The sequence below is a fragment of the Agrococcus jejuensis genome, from assembly GCF_900099705.1.
GTDB classification, from domain to species: Bacteria; Actinomycetota; Actinomycetes; order Actinomycetales; family Microbacteriaceae; genus Agrococcus; species Agrococcus jejuensis.
Genome location: NZ_LT629695.1, coordinates 1,785,160 through 1,801,623 on the forward strand (window position 1 = coordinate 1,785,160; position 16,464 = coordinate 1,801,623).

General features: G+C 73.3%; 24 protein-coding genes. 5 read left to right on the plus strand and 19 right to left on the minus strand.

Translation table 11 applies throughout. From position 1 onward, the window contains the following. The first annotated feature begins 78 nt into the window (after positions 1–78). Positions 79–573: a MarR family winged helix-turn-helix transcriptional regulator gene (locus tag BLQ67_RS08490; protein ID WP_092504198.1), complete on the plus strand. Its 495-nt coding sequence runs from the start codon at positions 79–81 to the stop codon at positions 571–573. A 43-nt stretch (positions 574–616) separates the two neighbouring features. Here the strand turns inward: BLQ67_RS08490 and BLQ67_RS08495 are convergent, their stop codons facing one another. From BLQ67_RS08495 to BLQ67_RS08510, 5 genes are all read right to left on the minus strand, one after another. Beyond that, positions 617–1,375, minus strand: a complete 759-nt coding sequence (locus BLQ67_RS08495) for a uroporphyrinogen-III synthase (RefSeq protein ID WP_092504200.1) — start codon at positions 1,373–1,375, stop codon at positions 617–619. Continuing rightward, a complete protein-coding gene (gene hemC, locus BLQ67_RS16865) occupies positions 1,372–2,298 on the minus strand; it encodes a hydroxymethylbilane synthase (RefSeq protein WP_231945000.1) in 927 nt (308 codons plus the stop codon). The genes BLQ67_RS08495 and hemC overlap by 4 nt, the downstream gene beginning before the upstream one ends. Further along, positions 2,295–3,536 (minus strand): ferrochelatase, encoded by a 1,242-nt coding sequence (locus BLQ67_RS16870; protein WP_231945231.1) that lies wholly within the window; start codon positions 3,534–3,536, stop codon positions 2,295–2,297. The genes hemC and BLQ67_RS16870 overlap by 4 nt, the downstream gene beginning before the upstream one ends. 131 nt (positions 3,537–3,667) lie before the next feature. Then, positions 3,668–4,399 carry a hydrogen peroxide-dependent heme synthase gene (gene hemQ, locus BLQ67_RS08505; RefSeq protein WP_231945001.1) on the minus strand — a complete coding sequence of 244 codons (732 nt, stop codon included), beginning with the start codon at positions 4,397–4,399 and terminating at the stop codon, positions 3,668–3,670. A gap of 59 nt (positions 4,400–4,458) precedes the next feature. After that, complete coding sequence (locus BLQ67_RS08510) at positions 4,459–5,025, minus strand: MarR family winged helix-turn-helix transcriptional regulator (protein ID WP_407922465.1); 567 nt, start codon at positions 5,023–5,025, stop codon at positions 4,459–4,461. Between the two features lie 132 nt (positions 5,026–5,157). Between BLQ67_RS08510 and BLQ67_RS08515 the strand changes: the two genes are divergently transcribed. After that, on the plus strand, positions 5,158–5,451 hold the full coding sequence (locus BLQ67_RS08515; protein WP_157674735.1) for a hypothetical protein: 294 nt from the start codon (positions 5,158–5,160) through the stop codon (positions 5,449–5,451). Position 5,452: 1 nt separating this feature from the next. Next, positions 5,453–5,905, plus strand: a complete 453-nt coding sequence (locus BLQ67_RS08520; RefSeq protein WP_092504204.1) for a MarR family winged helix-turn-helix transcriptional regulator — start codon at positions 5,453–5,455, stop codon at positions 5,903–5,905. A 6-nt stretch (positions 5,906–5,911) separates the two neighbouring features. On the opposite strand, the gene hemG is transcribed toward BLQ67_RS08520, so the two are convergent. The 13 genes from hemG to BLQ67_RS08580 form a co-directional block, all read right to left on the minus strand. Beyond that, on the minus strand, positions 5,912–7,384 hold the full coding sequence (hemG, locus tag BLQ67_RS08525; protein ID WP_092504206.1) for a protoporphyrinogen oxidase: 1,473 nt from the start codon (positions 7,382–7,384) through the stop codon (positions 5,912–5,914). Then, positions 7,381–8,478, minus strand: a complete 1,098-nt coding sequence (hemE, locus tag BLQ67_RS08530) for a uroporphyrinogen decarboxylase (RefSeq protein WP_092504208.1) — start codon at positions 8,476–8,478, stop codon at positions 7,381–7,383. The genes hemG and hemE overlap by 4 nt, the downstream gene beginning before the upstream one ends. Before the next feature lie 128 nt (positions 8,479–8,606). Beyond that, entirely contained in the window at positions 8,607–8,906 is a 300-nt protein-coding gene (locus BLQ67_RS08535; RefSeq protein ID WP_092504210.1) for a hypothetical protein, read from the minus strand. Continuing rightward, the gene (locus BLQ67_RS08540; RefSeq protein ID WP_157674736.1) at positions 8,903–9,742 is read right to left on the minus strand and encodes an Asp23/Gls24 family envelope stress response protein; all 840 of its coding nucleotides are present in this window, start codon (positions 9,740–9,742) and stop codon (positions 8,903–8,905) included. Before BLQ67_RS08540 ends, BLQ67_RS08535 begins: the two co-directional genes overlap by 4 nt. Further along, complete coding sequence (locus tag BLQ67_RS08545) at positions 9,739–10,290, minus strand: RNA polymerase sigma factor (protein WP_092504214.1); 552 nt, start codon at positions 10,288–10,290, stop codon at positions 9,739–9,741. The genes BLQ67_RS08540 and BLQ67_RS08545 overlap by 4 nt, the downstream gene beginning before the upstream one ends. Before the next feature lie 113 nt (positions 10,291–10,403). After that, complete coding sequence (locus tag BLQ67_RS16960; protein WP_269457079.1) at positions 10,404–10,535, minus strand: hypothetical protein; 132 nt, start codon at positions 10,533–10,535, stop codon at positions 10,404–10,406. Between the two features lie 31 nt (positions 10,536–10,566). Further along, on the minus strand, positions 10,567–10,953 hold the full coding sequence (locus BLQ67_RS08550; RefSeq protein WP_092504215.1) for a hypothetical protein: 387 nt from the start codon (positions 10,951–10,953) through the stop codon (positions 10,567–10,569). A 100-nt stretch (positions 10,954–11,053) separates the two neighbouring features. After that, the gene (locus BLQ67_RS08555) at positions 11,054–11,245 is read right to left on the minus strand and encodes a CsbD family protein (protein WP_092504217.1); all 192 of its coding nucleotides are present in this window, start codon (positions 11,243–11,245) and stop codon (positions 11,054–11,056) included. A gap of 59 nt (positions 11,246–11,304) precedes the next feature. Continuing rightward, the gene (locus BLQ67_RS08560) at positions 11,305–11,907 is read right to left on the minus strand and encodes an Asp23/Gls24 family envelope stress response protein (protein WP_092504218.1); all 603 of its coding nucleotides are present in this window, start codon (positions 11,905–11,907) and stop codon (positions 11,305–11,307) included. Then, on the minus strand, positions 11,904–12,446 hold the full coding sequence (locus BLQ67_RS08565) for a hypothetical protein (protein WP_092504219.1): 543 nt from the start codon (positions 12,444–12,446) through the stop codon (positions 11,904–11,906). The genes BLQ67_RS08560 and BLQ67_RS08565 overlap by 4 nt, the downstream gene beginning before the upstream one ends. Then, positions 12,443–12,748, minus strand: coding sequence for a hypothetical protein (locus BLQ67_RS08570; RefSeq protein WP_092504220.1), 306 nt, complete (start codon positions 12,746–12,748; stop codon positions 12,443–12,445). Before BLQ67_RS08570 ends, BLQ67_RS08565 begins: the two co-directional genes overlap by 4 nt. Then, entirely contained in the window at positions 12,745–12,933 is a 189-nt protein-coding gene (locus tag BLQ67_RS08575; RefSeq protein WP_092504221.1) for a hypothetical protein, read from the minus strand. The genes BLQ67_RS08570 and BLQ67_RS08575 overlap by 4 nt, the downstream gene beginning before the upstream one ends. Next, complete coding sequence (locus BLQ67_RS08580) at positions 12,930–13,370, minus strand: Asp23/Gls24 family envelope stress response protein (protein ID WP_092504223.1); 441 nt, start codon at positions 13,368–13,370, stop codon at positions 12,930–12,932. Before BLQ67_RS08580 ends, BLQ67_RS08575 begins: the two co-directional genes overlap by 4 nt. 281 nt (positions 13,371–13,651) lie before the next feature. Here BLQ67_RS08580 and BLQ67_RS08585 point away from each other — a divergent pair, with 281 nt between their 5' ends. Continuing rightward, on the plus strand, positions 13,652–13,846 hold the full coding sequence (locus BLQ67_RS08585; RefSeq protein ID WP_092504225.1) for a CsbD family protein: 195 nt from the start codon (positions 13,652–13,654) through the stop codon (positions 13,844–13,846). 162 nt (positions 13,847–14,008) lie between these two features. On the opposite strand, the gene BLQ67_RS16375 is transcribed toward BLQ67_RS08585, so the two are convergent. Continuing rightward, on the minus strand, positions 14,009–14,848 hold the full coding sequence (locus BLQ67_RS16375; protein WP_157674737.1) for a type IV toxin-antitoxin system AbiEi family antitoxin domain-containing protein: 840 nt from the start codon (positions 14,846–14,848) through the stop codon (positions 14,009–14,011). A gap of 175 nt (positions 14,849–15,023) precedes the next feature. On the opposite strand from BLQ67_RS16375, the gene BLQ67_RS16380 reads away from it, so the two are divergent. After that, a complete protein-coding gene (locus tag BLQ67_RS16380; protein ID WP_157674738.1) occupies positions 15,024–16,460 on the plus strand; it encodes a glutamyl-tRNA reductase in 1,437 nt (478 codons plus the stop codon). The last annotated feature ends 4 nt before the right edge of the window (positions 16,461–16,464 follow it).

Consider the following 16,464-nt stretch of genomic DNA (forward strand, 5'->3'; position numbering starts at 1 on the left):
TCAACTAGCAAACTAGTCGACGAAATGAGCGTCGGCTGGGCATGGACTGAGAGGTCCTGCGAGTGGTAGGAGGTGCACGTGGAGCGAACGGAAGGTCGACGCGCGACGCGTGCGCCGACGTCGCGGCCATCGACGGATGCGGGCGCTGCCCGTGCCGTGCGTGCCGTCGAGGACCTGCGCATGGCGGAGGCCCAGCTCGCGCGGCGTCGCCAGCAGGACGATCGCGGCCCGAGCCAGACGACGCTCGACGTGCTGCGGCTCGTCGTCGAGGCAGCCGAGCGCGACGAGCTCATCACGCCGACCGACATCGCGAGGCAGACGGGACTCACCGGCTCGGGCATCACCCCGGTGCTCAAGCGCCTGGTGGTCGACGGCCTCGTCTCGTTCACGCCGTCGCCGCAGGACGCGCGCAGCAAGACCGTGCAGCCGACCGAGCGAGGCGGCGACCAGCTGGCTGCCACGCTCGACGCACGCATCGTCGAGGCGGCTGCCGATCTCGATCCCGCGTCGGCGGATGCGGTCGCGCGATTCCTCGATCGGGTGCGAGCGATCGTCGACGAGGAGTGCACCTAGCCGACGCGAGTCCCGCGCGATCCTGGCGTGCCGGAGCAGCGCCTCAGCTGCGCGCGGGCACCGCCGCCACGAGCGCGGCGACGAGCCCCTCGGGCGTCGGCGTCTTCGCGATCGCCGACACGTGCAGGCCCGCGCGGCGGCAGTCCTCGGCCGTCTGCTCGCCGATCGTCACGACCGTGACGCCGTCGGGCAGTCCGAGGCGCAGCACCTGCTTCGCGACCGAGCCGCTCGTCACGAGCACCGCGTCCACGGGCGTCTCGCGCGGCTCGAACGCCGTGAGCGCCTGGTCGTCGCCCGCGAGCACGCCGAGGTCGTCGAGCTCGTGCTCGTCGGCGTCGAGCACCGACACCGTGCGGTAGGCGACGACGTCGACGACGTCCATGCCCTTCGCCCGCAGGCCGGCCTCGATCGTCGGCTTCGCATCCTCCGACCGCGGCCACAGCACGCGGCCCGACGGGATGGGCCACTCGTCGACGAGCCCGGCCGCCGACTGCGTGCGCGGCACGAACGCCACGGGGATGCCGCGCTCGCGCAGCGCCGCCGCCGTCACGTTGCCCACCGCGGCGACCGACACGGCCGCAGGCACGCGGGGCAGGTAGCGCACGGTCGACTGCGACGTCACGACGAGCCAGTCGAACCGCCCGGCGCCGAGCTCGTCGATCTGCGCGCGCAGCGCATCCTGATCCTCGGCGGGCGCGATCTGGATGAGCGGCAGCACGAGCGGCTCGAAGCCCGCGTCGGTCACGAGCGCAGACACCGCCTCGCCCCACGACCCGCCGCGGGGGATGAGCACGCGGGTCATGCCGCGTCCAGCTCCATGGCGCCGGCGTCGACGAGCTCGCGCACGGCGCGGCCGGCGACGTCCATCGCCGCCTCCGACAGCTCAGGCCCGCTCTGCCCGTCGAGCGTGTACGCGTGGGATGCGGTGAGGTGCTTCGAGCCGTCGAGCGCGTAGACGGTGGCGGTGAGGAAGAGCATGCCGTCGTCGACCTGGGCGCTCGCCGCGATCGGCGCCGAGCAGCCGGCCTCGAGGCCCGCGAGCACGAGGCGCTCGGCGTCGGCGCACGCGCGGGTGACGGCGTGGTCGGCCTTCGCGACGGCGCGGATCGAGGCGGCGTCGCCGTCGCGCGTCTCGACGGCGAGCGCACCCTGTGCGGGCGCGGTGGGGAAGCGGCCGAGGCTCAGCACCTCGGTGACGGCGTCGGTGCGGCCGAGGCGCGTGAGGCCCGCGAGGGCCAGCACGACGGCGTCGAGGTCGGCGTCGGGGCCCTGCGCGCGCGCGAGGCGCGTCTCGACGTTGCCGCGGATGTCGACGACGTCGAGGTCGGGGCGCACGCGCCGCAGCTGCGCGGCCCGGCGCGGGGATCCCGTGCCGACCTTCGCGCCCTCGGGCAGGTCGTCGAAGCCGAGGCCGTCGCGGGCGCACAGCGCGTCACGTGCATCCTCGCGCTTCGCGACCGCCGCGAGCACGATGCCCGGATGCGGCGCCGTCGGCAGGTCCTTCATGGAGTGCACGATGACGTCGACCTCGTCGGCGAGCAGCGCCTCGCGCAGCGCCGACGTGAAGACGCCCGTGCCGCCGATCTGCGCGAGCGGCGCCCGGTCGACGTCGCCCTGGGTCGTGATCTCGACGATCTCGACCTCGCCCGCGAAGCGCGCGGCGAGGGCCGTGGTCTGCGCGAGCGCGAGCGCCGATCCGCGCGTGCCGACCCGCAGCGCGCTCACGGCTCGAGACCCGCGATGGCCGGCTTGAAGCCGAGGCGGGGGTTCTCGCAGCAGCCGGGGCGGCACACGTCGAACCACGGTCCGATGCTCGTCACCGAGCCGCGCTCGTCGACGGGGCGGCCCTCGATGCGCTCCTGCACGAGGTCGACGAGCGCCGACACGTACGCGGGATGCGTGCCCGGCGTCGGCGTGCGACGCGCCCACAGGCCGTGCTCCTCGGCGGTCTCGAGCGCCTCCTCGTCGAGGTCCCACATGACCTCCATGTGGTCGCTCACGAACCCGAGCGGCACGATGATGACGGCCGTGCGACCCTCGAGCGCCTCGATGGCGTCGTTGATGTCGGGCTCGAGCCACGGCTGCGACGGCGGGCCGGAGCGCGACTGGTACACGAGCTGCCACGCCACCTCGGGCGCCGTCTGCTGCATGACGTGCTCGGCGACGGCGAGGTGCTGGCCCTCGTAGCCGCCGCCCTCGCCCCACGAGAACAGGTCGGGTGCACCCGATCGCTCGGCGTCGGCCGTCGGGATGGAGTGGGTCGCGAAGAGCACCTCGATGGCGTCGTCGGCGTGGCCGGCGCCGCGCGCCTCCGCCACGGCCGCCTCGACGCCCTCGACGAACGGCTGCACGAAGCCGGGGTGGTCGAAGAACTGGCGCACCTTGTCGATCTGCATCGAGCCCTGCAGGCCCGTCGCCTCGAGCGCATCCGCCCAGTCCTCGCGGTACTGACGGCACGACGAGTACGACGAGTACGCGCTCGTGGGGATCGCGAGCATGGTGCGCACGCCGTCGGCGGCGGCCTGCTCGAGCGCCTCGTCGAGGTACGGCGCCCAGTTGCGGTTGCCCCAGTAGATCGGCAGGTCGACGCCCGCGGCGACGAAGGCCTTGCGCATGGCGTCGAGCAGCGCGCGGTTCTGGTCGTTGATGGGGCTCACGCCGCCGAAGTGGCGGTAGTGGTGCGAGACCTCCTCGAGGCGCTCGTCGGGGATGCCGCGGCCGCGCGTGACGTTGCGCAGGAACGGGATGACGTCGTCCTGCCCCTCGGGGCCGCCGAAGCCCGACAGCAGCACGGCGTCGTAGCGCGTCGGCTCGGTGACGTGGGCGGGGCCGGCCTGCGCGGCGGGCGTCGCGCTCGCGACGGCGGCGCCGGGCTCGCGGTGCACGCTCGTCGCAGCGGCCGGCTTGACCTCGCGGCGCTCGGGCGCGGCGGGTGCGTCGGTCGCCTGGGCCTGCTGCTGCATCGCCTGCTCCTGCAGCGTGACGCCCGGGGTCGTGATCGGCGCGACGCTCGGCATCACGCTGGGCATCGACTCGATCGAGACGTCCTGCGTGTCCGCAGCACCGCCTCCGCAGCATCCTCCACCGCAGCAGCTCACGCCAGCACCTCCATGACGTCGGTCGTCTCGATCCTGCGCCCCGTGAAGAACGGGATCTCGTCGCGCACGTGCATGCGTGCCTCGACGGCGCGCAGGTCGCGCATCATGTCCACGAGCTCGACGAGGTCGTCGGACTCGAGCGGCAGGATCCACTCCCAGTCGCCGAGCGCGAACGCGCTGACCGTGTTCGCGATGACGCCCGTGTAGGCCGCGCCCCGGCGGCCGTGCTCGGCGAGCATGCGCGCGCGATCCTCGGCGGGCAGCAGGTACCACTCGTACGAGCGGTTGAACGGGTACACGGTCACCCAGGCGCGGGGCTCGATGCCGCGCAGGAAGCCGGGCACGTGGCGCTTGTTGAACTCGGCGTCGCGGTGCACGCCCATCGCGGCCCACGTCTGCTCGGTGCCCGCGAGCTCGGCGGTGCGGCGCAGGCGGCGCACGGCGTGCTGCAGCGCTGCGGCGTCGGGGCCATGCAGCCAGAGCATGAGGTCGGCGTCGCCGCGGAACCCCGTCAGGTCGTAGATGCCGCGCAGCGTCACGTCGCCGAGGTCGGCGGCGGCCGCCTCGATCGACTCCTTGCCGGCGGTGCCGGTCGACTCCGTGCGGCGCAGCACGATCCAGGTGGCGAAGCCCTGCGGCTCCTCCAGGTCGCGGCCGCTGGGGTGCCGGATGATCTCGATGGGTGCCGTGCCGATGGGCACGACCGGTGCCATCTTGTCGTCGCTCACCCGTCCATCCTCTCGCGTTCCACGTGCTGCGGTCACATCGCGGCGAGCCGCGACCGGCGTCAGGCGGTCGGTGCGGATCCGGCGGGGGACGTGCTCGACTCCTCGACGGCCTCGACCATGCCCGCGAGGAACGTGCCGACGGCGACGAGCTGCTCGTCGCTCATGCCGTCGACGACGGCGATCATGCGCTGATGCATGTCGCCGAGCGTCTCGCGCACCTCGCGGTCGGTCTCGGCGGTCGGCACGACGATGACGGATCGTCGGTCGGTGGGATGCGGCTGCCGCGCGACGTGGCCGGAGCGCTCGAGGCGGTCGACGAGGGCCGTGACGGATGCGGAGGAGATGTCGAGCAGCGTCGACAGATCGCGCTGGCGCACGAGCTCGCCGCGCTGCTGCGAGCGCAGCAGGTGGCGCAGCGCGAGCAGGTCGGTCTCGTTCATGTGCATCGACGAGCGCGTGCGGGCGCGCATCGCGGTCTCGGCGGCGCGGTAGCGGCGCAGCAGGTTGAGCACGTCGACGGCCGACGGCGTGTGGCCCTCGGGGTACCAGTACTCCGAGGAGCGGGGCGTCGCGGCGCCGCCGTGCGTCGCTTCGGTCGCGGGCGTGACGGTTCGCGTCTGCTCCACGGCTGGCCTCCGGATGGGTCTGAAGTCGCACGAGGGATCGCTCGTTCGATCGTCGAAGGATACTCACCGAAGAGGCATGTGGACAACTCGGCATGCTACTCAGGCGGCTAGTTGCTAGTCTGACTAATGATCATGCCTGCAGCAGTCCTGACGGAGCCTCAGCCTCCGACCCCGCCCTCGCCCGCCGCCGACGCGCACGAGCTCGTGTGGGAGGTCGCGGAGGCGGGCGTCTGGGCGGCCGCGGAGCCCGGCCCGCGCCGCGCCATGCACGCCGGCTTCGTGCACCACGTCGGCGACCGCTATCTCGCCGTCGACGGCCTCGGGGCCGGCATCGGCGCGTTCGTCGACCTCGTCGTCGCGCAGTCGGCCGTGGCGCTCGCGTTCCGCACGACGTTCGTGCCCTCGATCTGGATGCGCGAGGTCTGACGTGGACTTCATCGTCGATCCGCTCATCGGTCGCCCCGAGACCGACGTCGTGCAGGCGCTCACGCGACTCCGCACCGCCGAGTCGCACATGATGCGTCGTCGCCAGGCGATGCAGGGGCTCGGCGAGTCCGACGGCGCCGCGCTGCGGCTGATCGTGGAGCGCTACGAGGACGAGCCCGTCACGCCCACCGACGTCGCGACGCACCTCGGCCTCACGACGTCGGCGGTGACGTCGCTCGTCGACCGCCTCGTGAAGGCCGGCCTCATCGAGACGCTGCCGCACCCGACCGACCGCCGCCGCAAGGTCATCATGCCCACGGATGCCGCGCTCGCGGTCGACCCGCTCGAGGCGCACGTGCAGGAGCTCGTCGAGGAGCTCTCGACCCGGTCGCGCCTGCTCGTGGTCGGCTTCCTCGATCGCGTGGCCATGGCCATCGAGCGCGAGGCGCGCTGACGCGAGTCAGGCGTCGGCGTCGTCGCTGACGGCGTCGGGCTCGTCCTCCTGCTCCTGCGGGCCGAATCGCTCGCGGCGGATGCGCAGCGCAGCCTCCTTCGCGTCCGGCACGACCTGCGCGAGGCCCGTGCCCGCGATCCACGCGCCCACGACCTCGAGCGTCGGCTCGTCGGCGACCGCATCCCGCACGCGTCGCTGCAGCGCGCGAGCGCCGACCGACGACGACGGCTGCGCCTGCTCCCACCGCACCCTGTCGGCCGCGATGGGCTCGGGCACGGCGATGCCGAGGATCGCGGATGCGTCGCGCCGTGCGAGCGCGATGGCGTCGGCGTCGCTGAGGTCGGCGGTCGCGGGCGCCTGGCCGGCTCGGCCGTACGAGACGCGCACGACGGCGCGCTCGCCCGCATCCTCGGCGAGCCAGCCCCACTTCGCGGTCGCGTGCGTGAGGGCCTTCGCGGCGATGCCGGCGTCCTCGGCGACGAGCGCACCCGAGCCCGCCGGGGCGCCGACGAGGGGCGGCAGCACGAGCGTCACGAGCTCGACGGTCGTCGCCGGCGCGGCCTCGACCGGGATGCCCGCGCTCGCGAGCAGCGTCGCCGCGGGGGCGCCGGGCGTCGCGAGGACGAGCGCCGACGACGTCCAGCGCCGCTCGCCCGCCTGCACCGCCCATCCGAGCTCGGTGCGCTCGACGTGGTCGACCGTCGCATCCGTCACGATCGTCGCGCGCCGCTCGACCTCGGCGCGCAGCGCCTCGGGCAGGCGGTGCATGCCGCCGCGGATGCCGCGCACGGCCGAGCCGGGGCGCGCGCCGTCGCCGATGCGCAGCGCGACGCCGCCCGACAGCGAGCCGGCGCGCGTCATGGCCTCGTTGAGGCCCGGCGCGACGACGGCGACGTCGAGGTCGCGCGCGTTCGACGAGTAGACGCCGCCCGAGATGGGCGCGACGAGGCGCTCGAGCACGGCCTTACCCATGCGGCGCTCGACGAGCGGGCCGAGGCGGTCGTCCTTGCCGACCTTGAGCACGGGCATGAGGCGGTCGAGGTAGGCGCGCAGGGCGCCGCGCCAGCCGAGCACGGCGATGACGTCCTCGGCGAGCGGCACCGACGGGATGCCGAGCATCGTGCGCTTCGGCAGCGGCACCGAGCGGTCGGCGAGGCGCAGCCACGCGCCGCCCGGCTCGGGGTCGACGAGGTCGTCGCCCAGGCCCACCTGCTCCGCGAGCTCGGCGACGGCGCCGCCGCGCACCGCGAACGACTCGGCGCCCGCGTCGAGCGCGATGCCGTCGAGGTCGTGCCGCGAGACGATGCCGCCGACGCGGCCCTGCGCCTCGAGCACGAGCACGTCGTAGCCCCGGCGCGCGAGCGCGTCGGCCGTGACGAGCCCGGCGACGCCAGCGCCGACGACGATCACCTCGTGCTGCGGCGCCTCGGGCTCGGGTGCCTCCGCGTCCGCCCCCTCGGGCACCGTCGGCTCGCTCATGCCGCGTGCACGTGCTCGACGATGCGCGTCAGCACGGTCGGGTCGGTCTCGGGCGGCACGCCGTGGCCGAGGTTGAAGACGTGCGCGCGCGCCGCCGAGCCCTGACGCAGCACCTCGTCGATCGCCGCCGCGATGGTCTCCCACGGGGCGCCGAGCAGCGCCGGGTCGAGGTTGCCCTGCACCGTCACGTCGCCACCCATGCGCGCGTGCGCGACGTCGAGCGGCGTGCGCCAGTCGACGCCGATCGCATCCACGCCCAGCTGCATGGCGCCGTACAGCTCCATCGCGCCGACGCCGAAGTGCACGAGCGGCAGCGGTCGGCCGTCGGATGCCGTGAGCCCGCGCACGTGGTCGAGCGCACGCGACGACGCGGGCGCGACGTGCTGCACGTACGCGTCGAGCGGCAGCGAGCCCGCCCACGAGTCGAACAGCTGCGCGGCCGAGGCGCCTGCATCCACCTGCGCGCGCACGAAGCGGCCGGTGACGTCGGCGCACCAGTCGGTGAGGCGCGCCCACGCGACGGGATGCGCGCGCATGAGCGTGCGGGCCGCGAGGTGGTCCTTCGAAGGGCGGCCGGCGACGAGGTAGGCGGCGAGCGTGAAGGGGGCGCCGGCGAAGCCGATGAGCGGCGTCGAGCCGTCGCCGATCTCGGCGAGGCCCGCGACGGTGCGGCGCACGCCCTCGCGCACCGGCTCGAGCGCCTCGTCGAGCACGGCCGGGTCGGTCGCGACGAGCCGCTCGACGGCCTCGGGCGTCTGGATGGGCGTGCCGATGACGGGGCCGACGCCCGACTCGATGCGCACGTCGACGCCGGCGAGCAGCAGCGGCACCATGATGTCCGAGAAGAAGATCGCCGCGTCGACGCCGTGACGGCGGATGGGCTGCAGCGTGATCTCGCTCGACAGCGCCGGGTCGAGGCACGAGTCGAGCATGTCGGTGCCCGTGCGCAGCTCGCGGTACTCGGGCAGCGAGCGGCCCGCCTGCCGCATGAACCACACGGGCGTCACCTCGGGCCGGTCGCCGCGGTAGGCCCGGATGAGCCTGGAGTCGGCGGTCGTCGAGTGGAGCGGGTGGTGCTGCGGCAGCGTCGTCATCGTGCCTCCATCCTCCCACCCGCCCTCGGCGCCGGATCCTGTGCGTATCGCAGGCGATCACGGGGGTCAGAGGGGCATCTTCCCTCGGCCACCCCTGATCGCCTGCGAAACGCGAACGAGCGTCAGCGTCAGTCGCGCTCGATGCGGCGCACCTGCACCGTGAGTCGCGCATCCGACCAGTCGTCGGGCAGCACCGCGCGCACCGCGGCGGCGGCGGCGCGCGTCACGGCACGCACGTCGGCCGACTCGTGCACGCCGATCGCCACGCGGATCGCTTGCGGGAACGGCGTGACGTGCGCGAGCACGTCGCGCCTGCCGGCCTCCACGACCTGGGCGATCGCCGGCGCGGCGACGTAGACGTCTGCGACGCCGCCGACCGTCGCCACGGCGACGTCGACGAGTCGGGCGACCTGGGTGGGATCGGTCATCGTGTCGCTCCCATCAGCACGTCGTCGACCACGACGTCGATCGTGCCCACGGCCATCGGCGCGTGCGTCAGCAGCGCGTGATGCACTGCGAGGCGCACGGCCTCGGCGGTCGGCACGAGCGCGTTGCCGAAGCGCACGCCGATCGAGATGCGCACGTCGAGCACGCCGTCGGCCTCGCGCAGGTGGACGCGCCCGACCAGAACGCCGTCGACGCCGTCGCCCGCGGTGCGTGCGATCTCGCGCAGCGCACCCTCGGTGATCGTCGTCGAGGTGCGCTCGTCGGGATCCTCGATCGGCAGGTCGCGTCCAGCGCGGACCTCCGACCGGATGACGCCGAGCAGCCCGTCGAGCCACTGCTCGTCGAGATCGCCCGCTGCGGCGGCATCCTCGTTCGCCATCGTCGTGCTGAGACGGTCGAGCCGCTCCATCGAGTCGAGCAGCGCCCGCGCCTCCGCGTCGTGCTCGAGCGCCGCGATCCTCGGCGTCCGACCGCGGTCGAAGTAGGCCGAGAGCTCCTCGAGCGTGTGACCGGTGCCGCCGATCGTCTCGGGCGCCTCGGACTCGTCCGCGTCCGTCTCGCCGTCCGAGACCGCGTCGGCGTCGACCTCCACCGACACGGCGTCGACCTCGGTCGTCTCATCGGGCGTGACCGCGGCGACGAGCTCGTCGTGCTCGGCCGCGCGGGCCTCCACCGCATCCTGCGCCGCGACCTCTGCCTCGACCTGGGCGACCACGTCGTCGGTGGTCGCCTCGGTCGTCGCCGAGGATGCGTCGTCCGGTCCATCGGGTGCTGCGCGAGCGTCGTCGCGGGGCGTCGGGTCCTCGTGCATGGTCACCTCCACTGCTCCATCGTGGCGAGCACGCTCTGCCGCGCTCGCGCAAGCCTGCCGCGCACGGTCGCGGGTGTCGACCCCGTCCGTGCCGCGATCTCCTCGTACGACAGCCCAGCGAGCTGTCGCAGGATCCACACGTCGCGCTGCTCCTCGGGCAGCGCCTCGACGGCGCGACCCAGCGCACGAGTCGCCTCGCGGCGCTCGAGGGTGCGCTCCGGGCCGTCGCGGCCGTCCTCGATCTCGCGCTCCTCGATGCCGCCGTCCGTGCGTCGGCGCGCGCGCGTGCGGATGACGTCGGTCGCACGCCGCGCCACCGACGCCATGAGCCACGAGCGCACCTGCGCAGGGTCCCGCAGCTCGCCCATGCGGCGCCACGCGTTCACGAGCGCCTCCTGCACGACGTCGTCGGCCTCGAGGGTCGAGCCGAGGTAGCGCGACGCGAAGCCTCGCAAGGCGGGGGCGTACCGGCGCACGAGCACGGCGAAGGCGCGGTCGTCGCCATCGGCGGATCGTTGCGCGAGCAGCGCGTCAGGCGCTTCCTCGAGCCGCATCGCGGCCTCCTCTCGTCGTTCGTCGGCGTCCATCGTCGGATCGCCGAGGCGGTTCGGGCGTCGACGCCCAGCCGATCGTGGCCTCGGGTCGTCGACATCGTGCACGCTTACGATCAGCGGCGTCGCGTGACGCGCCGCAGCGCGCGGCGCGGGGTGGACTCGCGCACGACCGGTCGTGTCGACCGCGTGCCGAGGACGAAGCCGACGGCGACGGCGCCGACGACCAGGAGCAGGGTGCTGCGCATGGTGAGTCTCCTTCGAGAGGTGGGTCGTCGGTCAGACGACCATGCCGATGAGCTCGGCGATGAACGGGATGACGTCGCCGACGCGATCGACCGCTGCGCCCGCCGTGGCCACGATGGGCCAGGTCGAGCCGATGAGCGATGCGATCCATGCCGCGACCACGAGGATCCAGCAGAGCCGTGGTCGTCGGGAGATCGCGGCGAGCAGCACGCAGCCGACGGCCACGAGGAAGCCCACGACGATCGCGACGGCGATGGCGCCGTACGGCAGCTGGAGCACCGGGCCGACGCCGGCGGCGGTGCCGACGAGCCCCAGCACGGGGCCGAGCACGAGCAGTGCGTTGCCGAGCACGAGCACGGCACCGACGGCCGCGGCGACGTAGCGCGTCGGGATGCTGCGACGACGAGTGGTCCCTCGCATGGTCGGAGCTCCTCTCGCGACACGGGGTGCGGATGACGACGGCCGCGGGGCTCGCCTGCGGGGCGTGCGCCGCGGCCGTCGCTGCGACCGTGGTCGGCCGCTACCTCTTGTCGCCGAAGACGTCCTTGGCGGCGTCCTTGACGTGCTCGCCGGCCTGCTTGGCCTTGGCGGCGGCCTGCTCCTTCTGGCCCTCCGCAGCGAGGCGGTCGTCGTCGGTCGCGTTGCCGACGGCCTCCTTGGCCTTGCCGCCCAGCTCCTCGGCCTTGTTCGCGATCTTGTCTCCGAGTCCCATGACTCCTCCTTCGGTGGTGGTGATGGTGGATGCCGACGGATGCCGGCATCGCGGTGGGTCTATGCGGCGCGAGCCGTCTTCGACACCGACGCGCGGATGCTGCTCGTGAGGTGCACGACGACGGGCGCGTCGATGCCGATGCGCTGTCGCGTGGCGGTCGCGGCCGCTGCGGCGCGGTCGGCGACCTCGTCGAGACGAGCGTGGTCGCGCACGTCGACGCTGGCGCGCCAGGCGTTCGCGCCGCGGTGGCGCCACGAGGTGACCTTGACGTGCAGGACGTCGGGGTGGGCGCCGAGCGCGTGGCGGTAGACGTCCTCGACCGCGCCCGCATCGATGACGACGTCATCCTGCTCGACGGCGTCGTGGGTGCGCCCCCTGCCCCGCGTGGCGGCGTGGACGATGGCCCACACGAGCACGAGCACGGTTGCGGCCACGAGGGCCACGGTGGAGAGCGCGGTCGGGTCGAGCGCACCGACCTCGAGTCCGAGCTGCGCGGTGAGCGATGCCCAGCCGTCGGCGGCGGCCTGCGGTGCCGCCTCCCATGCCTGCACGACCTGGTCGGGCCAGAGCTGGCGGGCCAGGAGGCCTGCGCCGGCGCCGAGCCAGACGATGCCCAGCAGCACGAGCACGATGCGGTTCCATCCGCGGTTCGTGGTGGTCACGAGATGCTCGCCTTCACGTCGGCGCGGAGGCCCCGCTTGGGCCGCAGCGCATCGATGGTGCTGGTGGCCGCAGCGCGTGCGGCGTCGACGTCGGCCTCGAAGCCGGCGTCGGGGCGCAGGGTCGTCGCCGCGCGGCGGCGACCGAGCACGGTGCTCGCAGCGCCGGAGCCGACGCGTGCCGCCCTCGCGGCGGTGCCCGACAGCGCGCTGGCGAACGTCGAGTCGTCGACGATGAGCACGACGCCGTCCCGTTCGAGGGCGCGTCGGCTCCGTCGCCCGGCCGACAGGCCGAGCACGAGCCACACGAGGCCCACGACCATGACGCCGACGCCGGTGCCGATGCTCGCGGCACCCGCCGAGACGAGGAAGGTGCCGACGCCCTCGCCCGTGATCCCCGAGGGGAGCAGGCCGAGCGGTCCGAGGATCGCCACGAGCGATCCGCACACCAGCACGATCGCAGAGACGATCAGCGCCAGGGACGACGAGAGCGAGCGCGAGCGATGCAGCTCGCGCCGCTCGTAGCGGCGCATCCAGCTCACGAGACCCTCCTACGGTCGTCGATGTCGGTCAGGGAGGTGATGCGCAGCCGCACCCGGTCGAATCGGGCTCCCGTCAGCTCGCTCGCGCGAGCGGAGACGGCGTCGCGGCCACTGGTGGCGGCACCGAGCAGGGGCTCGGCGCCGCCGTACGGCGTCGCGATCTCGAGCTCGAGCCGTCCGCCGTCGGCGTGCACCTTCGCCCGGACGCCCTTGGTCGGCGCGTCGAACGTCTCGGCGGTCGCGGCCTCGACCACGGACCGGATCGCTCGCGGCTCGATCGAGATGCGTCCGGGGATGGTCATCCTCGGCTCCGGCCCTGGGCGGCGTCGACCGCCGCGCGGAGGTTGAGTCGGCCGGAGACGACGCCTCCGACGATGGCGCCGATCGCACCGAGCAGGAGGGCGATGAGGAATCCGCCGATGCCGAATGCCAGGCCGAAGAAGGCGAGGATCAGGCCGGCGAGCGCGCCCAGCGTGTAGCCGTTCATGCGACGCGGGTCTCCTCGACGGCGTCATCCTCGGTGCCCGGGATGTGCACGTCGGAGACGGTGACGTTGATCTCGGCGACGTCCATGCCGATGAGCTCGGTGATCGCGCGAGCGACGGCGGTGCGCACGCCCTCGGCCACGACCTGCAGTCGCTCGGGGTAGTGCACGACGATCGTCACGTCGGCGGCGACCTGCGTCTCGCCGACCTCGACGCGCACGCCCTGACCCAGGTCGGTCTGGCCGATGGCGTCGCGGATGTTGCCGACGATGCGCGCTGCGCCACCGCCGAGCGCGTAGACGCCGGGGACCTCGCGGGCAGCGATGCCCGCGATCTTCGCGACGACGGGGTCGACGACGGTCGTGGTGCCGGTGATGCCGGTCGTCGACGTGGCGACCGTGGTCTTCGGGGTGCCTGCGGTGGGGGTGGTGGTGGCCATGATGGCTGCCTTCCTGTCGTGATCGTGGGGTGCTTCGTCAGTGAGACGTCACGTCGAGCGGATTCGTCACGAAGATCTTGAGCCGATCTCGGACGACGTCGCTGAGCGCTTGTCAGCGGTGACTCGGAGCGGTAGGGCGCGCGGTCGGCTCGGCGACCGTCGTCCGACGTTGCATCGACGACCTCATCGCGCAACCCGTGGCGATGCACAGGCACGGGCGGCACCGTGGGAGGCAGACCACGCGAGGGAGACCTCGATCGCAAGAGGAGAAGGAGGAGCCCATGGGACTCGGAGACAAGATCTCGAACAAGGCCGAAGAGCTGGGCGGCAAGGCCAAGGAGGCCTTCGGCGACGCCACCGACAACGAGCGTCTGCAGGCGGAGGGCCAGGCCGATCAGGCCAAGGCCAACACGAAGCAGGCGGGCGAGAACGTGAAGGACGCCGCGAAGAACGTCTTCGGCGACGACAAGAAGTAGCGACTCGCACGAAGCCCCCGACCCCTTGCGGTCGGGGGCTTCGTCGCGTCCGGCGTCGTCGATTGGCCAACTCTTGCGGTGATTGGCGACTTCGTGCGGGGTCATCCCGCGCGAAGTGCTTCGGAGGCGACAGGCACGTGCACTCTGCGCATGCATGCCCGCTCACGAGCACTTCGTGCGCCGAGGACGACGGTGGGCGCCGCGGCGGATGATCGCGAGCAGGTCTCGCTCGACGGTCGGCCAATCGTCGACGATCTGCCGGTAGGTGAGGCGCACGACGACGTATCCGTCTGCCACGAGGATGCGATCGCGCTCTCGGTCCGCCGAGTGCGCCTGCCAGCTGCCGTGATGCTCATCGCTGTCGCACTCGATGACGAGCAGATCGCCGACGACCATGTCGACGCGTCGCCGCCCGATCCAGACCTGCGTCCGCACGCGGACGTTGCGCCGGCGGAGACGGAAGCGCGTCATGCTCTCCGTCCCGGACTCCGCGACGTCCACCTCGTCGAGCAGCGCTCGGATCCGAGACGGCGCACCGCGCATCCACGAGTTCAGCTCGTCACGGGTGGCGAGTCTGCGATGCAGCAGCGAGTCGGCGACGACCACGACGTCCTCGATCGATCCGCAGCGCAGCAGGCACCGGAAGGCCGTCTCGAGGTCGTCGATGGCACTCGTGACCGGAGGGAGGGGGCCATGCGGACGGCAGTCGCGCGGCGGCCTGATGCCGTCGCTCCGTCGTGCACGTCGCACGTGCGTCCGGTCCAGCGCGGCCGGGACCCATGCCCCTCGAAGCCGCAGCGCGCTGGCGCACGAGACGCAGCCGCCGGCCTTGACGGCGGCGACCACCGTCGGGCTCGCATCGGCACGCGCGTACCAACCGGGCCGAACTCGCAGCAGGGCGCCTGCGCGCACCGCGGCCTCACGGCTCGCGCGATCGAGGCCGAGGCGTTCGAGCTGGGCGACGGTGAGGACACCGTGCTGGCGGATGAGGGGATCGATCATGGCCGGGACTGTGGCCGACGCTGGTCCATCGCGTGCCGGGATCGCGTCGGATTCGGGATGGATCCGCGCGAAGTGCTCCTGTGAGGGACGGCATCTGCAATGCGCGCATGCCCCTCCTCTCTCGAGCACTCCGTGCGCGCACCACACCGCATCCAGAGGCCGGTACGATGGGTGCGTGCTCATCTGCCTCACGGCGAGCCACCGGAACGCCGACTTCGACGTCCTCGAGCGCCTCGCCGCTGCCGACGCGACGATGCTGCCTACCCTCCTCGCCTCGTCCGAGGGCGTGGATGGTGCGATCGTCGTGTCCACCTGCAACCGCTTCGAGGCGTACCTCGACGTGTCCGCCGAGCAGGCGGACGGGGCTGCGCGCAATGCGCTCGACGCCGCGCTGACGAAGGCCGGCGCCCCCGGCGAGGTCGAGCACGTCGAGGCGCTGTACGACGCGCACGCCGCCGAGCACCTCTTCGCCGTCGCCGCCGGACTCGAGTCCGTCGTGGTGGGCGAGGGCGAGATCGCGGGCCAGGTGCGCCGCGCGCTCGGCAACGCGCAGGACGCCGGCACGACGACGAGCGACCTCGAGCGGCTCTTCCAGCGCTCCATCGAGACGCAGCGCGGCGTGAAGCGCCGCACGGGCCTCGGCGAGCAGGGCCGGTCGATCGTGCGCCTCGCGCTCGACCTCGCGAGCGACCGCATCCACGACTGGTCGAACGCACGCGTGCTGCTCGTCGGCACGGGCCGCTTCGCCGCCGCGTCGCTCGCGGCGCTGCGCGACCGCGGCGTGCAGCAGGTCGAGGTGTGGAGCCCGTCGGGTCGCGGCGAGCGCTTCGCGCAGAGCCACGGCATCGGCAATGTCGACGGGCGGGATGCGCCGCTCGCGCTCGCGGGCGCCGACGTGGTCGTGACGTGCACGACGTCGAGCGAGCACGTCATCGACGCCGCGATGATCGCGTCGGGACGCCGCGCGCTCGCCGCCACCCACGCCTACGACGGCATGCCCGACGGCCACCCGCGCCTCGTCGCGGTCGGCAGCCGCGCCTTCCCGGTGCAGAGCCCGTTCGGCACCTCGTCGTTCCCGTTCTCGGGCGACGAGCCCATGCGCGTCGAGCCGGCTGTCTGCCCCGTCGCCGTGCAGGTCACGGGCACGTCGTGCCCTGTCGAGCACGGCCGTTCGAGCCAGCTCGTCATCGACATGGGCCTGCCGCGCAACGTCGCCCCCGACGTGTCGCGCGTGCACGGCGTCGAGCTGCTCGACCTCGAGACCATCCGCATCCACGCGCCCCTCGAGCACCTCACCGCCACCGACGACGCTCGCGCGCTCGTGCAGAAGGCGGCGAAGACATACCAGCGCGTCGGCGAGGAGCAGCGGCTCGGCCCGGCCGTCGCGGCCCTGCGCCAGCACGTGACGGATGCGCTGGAGGCAGAGCTGACGCGCGTGCGCCGCCGCGGCACCGAGGCGGAGCAGCTGGCCGCGGAGCAGGCGCTGCGTCACTTCGCGGGCGTGCTGCTGCACCAGCCGAGCGTGCGCGCACGCGACCTCGCGGCCGAGGGCCGCCACGCCGACTACCTCGACGCGCTCGAGGTGCTGTTCGGCATCGACGGCGTCGCCTGACGCG

Bases quoted from the DNA above. Each gene is read 5' to 3' on its own strand.
- BLQ67_RS08495 (WP_092504200.1), bottom strand. From the start codon at position 1,375: ATGACCCGCGTGCTCATCCCCCGCGGCGGGTCGTGGGGCGAGGCGGTG.
- BLQ67_RS16870 (WP_231945231.1), bottom strand. From the start codon at position 3,536: ATGCAGCAGCAGGCCCAGGCGACCGACGCACCCGCCGCGCCCGAGCGC.
- BLQ67_RS08515 (WP_157674735.1), top strand. From the start codon at position 5,158: ATGCCTGCAGCAGTCCTGACGGAGCCTCAGCCTCCGACCCCGCCCTCG.
- hemG (WP_092504206.1), bottom strand. From the start codon at position 7,384: ATGAGCGAGCCGACGGTGCCCGAGGGGGCGGACGCGGAGGCACCCGAG.
- hemE (WP_092504208.1), bottom strand. From the start codon at position 8,478: ATGACGACGCTGCCGCAGCACCACCCGCTCCACTCGACGACCGCCGAC.
- BLQ67_RS08535 (WP_092504210.1), bottom strand. From the start codon at position 8,906: ATGACCGATCCCACCCAGGTCGCCCGACTCGTCGACGTCGCCGTGGCG.
- BLQ67_RS08545 (WP_092504214.1), bottom strand. From the start codon at position 10,290: ATGCGGCTCGAGGAAGCGCCTGACGCGCTGCTCGCGCAACGATCCGCC.
- BLQ67_RS16960 (WP_269457079.1), bottom strand. From the start codon at position 10,535: ATGCGCAGCACCCTGCTCCTGGTCGTCGGCGCCGTCGCCGTCGGCTTC.
- BLQ67_RS08550 (WP_092504215.1), bottom strand. From the start codon at position 10,953: ATGCGAGGGACCACTCGTCGTCGCAGCATCCCGACGCGCTACGTCGCC.
- BLQ67_RS08555 (WP_092504217.1), bottom strand. From the start codon at position 11,245: ATGGGACTCGGAGACAAGATCGCGAACAAGGCCGAGGAGCTGGGCGGC.
- BLQ67_RS08570 (WP_092504220.1), bottom strand. From the start codon at position 12,748: ATGACCATCCCCGGACGCATCTCGATCGAGCCGCGAGCGATCCGGTCC.
- BLQ67_RS08575 (WP_092504221.1), bottom strand. From the start codon at position 12,933: ATGAACGGCTACACGCTGGGCGCGCTCGCCGGCCTGATCCTCGCCTTC.
- BLQ67_RS08580 (WP_092504223.1), bottom strand. From the start codon at position 13,370: ATGGCCACCACCACCCCCACCGCAGGCACCCCGAAGACCACGGTCGCC.
- BLQ67_RS08585 (WP_092504225.1), top strand. From the start codon at position 13,652: ATGGGACTCGGAGACAAGATCTCGAACAAGGCCGAAGAGCTGGGCGGC.
- BLQ67_RS16375 (WP_157674737.1), bottom strand. From the start codon at position 14,848: ATGATCGATCCCCTCATCCGCCAGCACGGTGTCCTCACCGTCGCCCAG.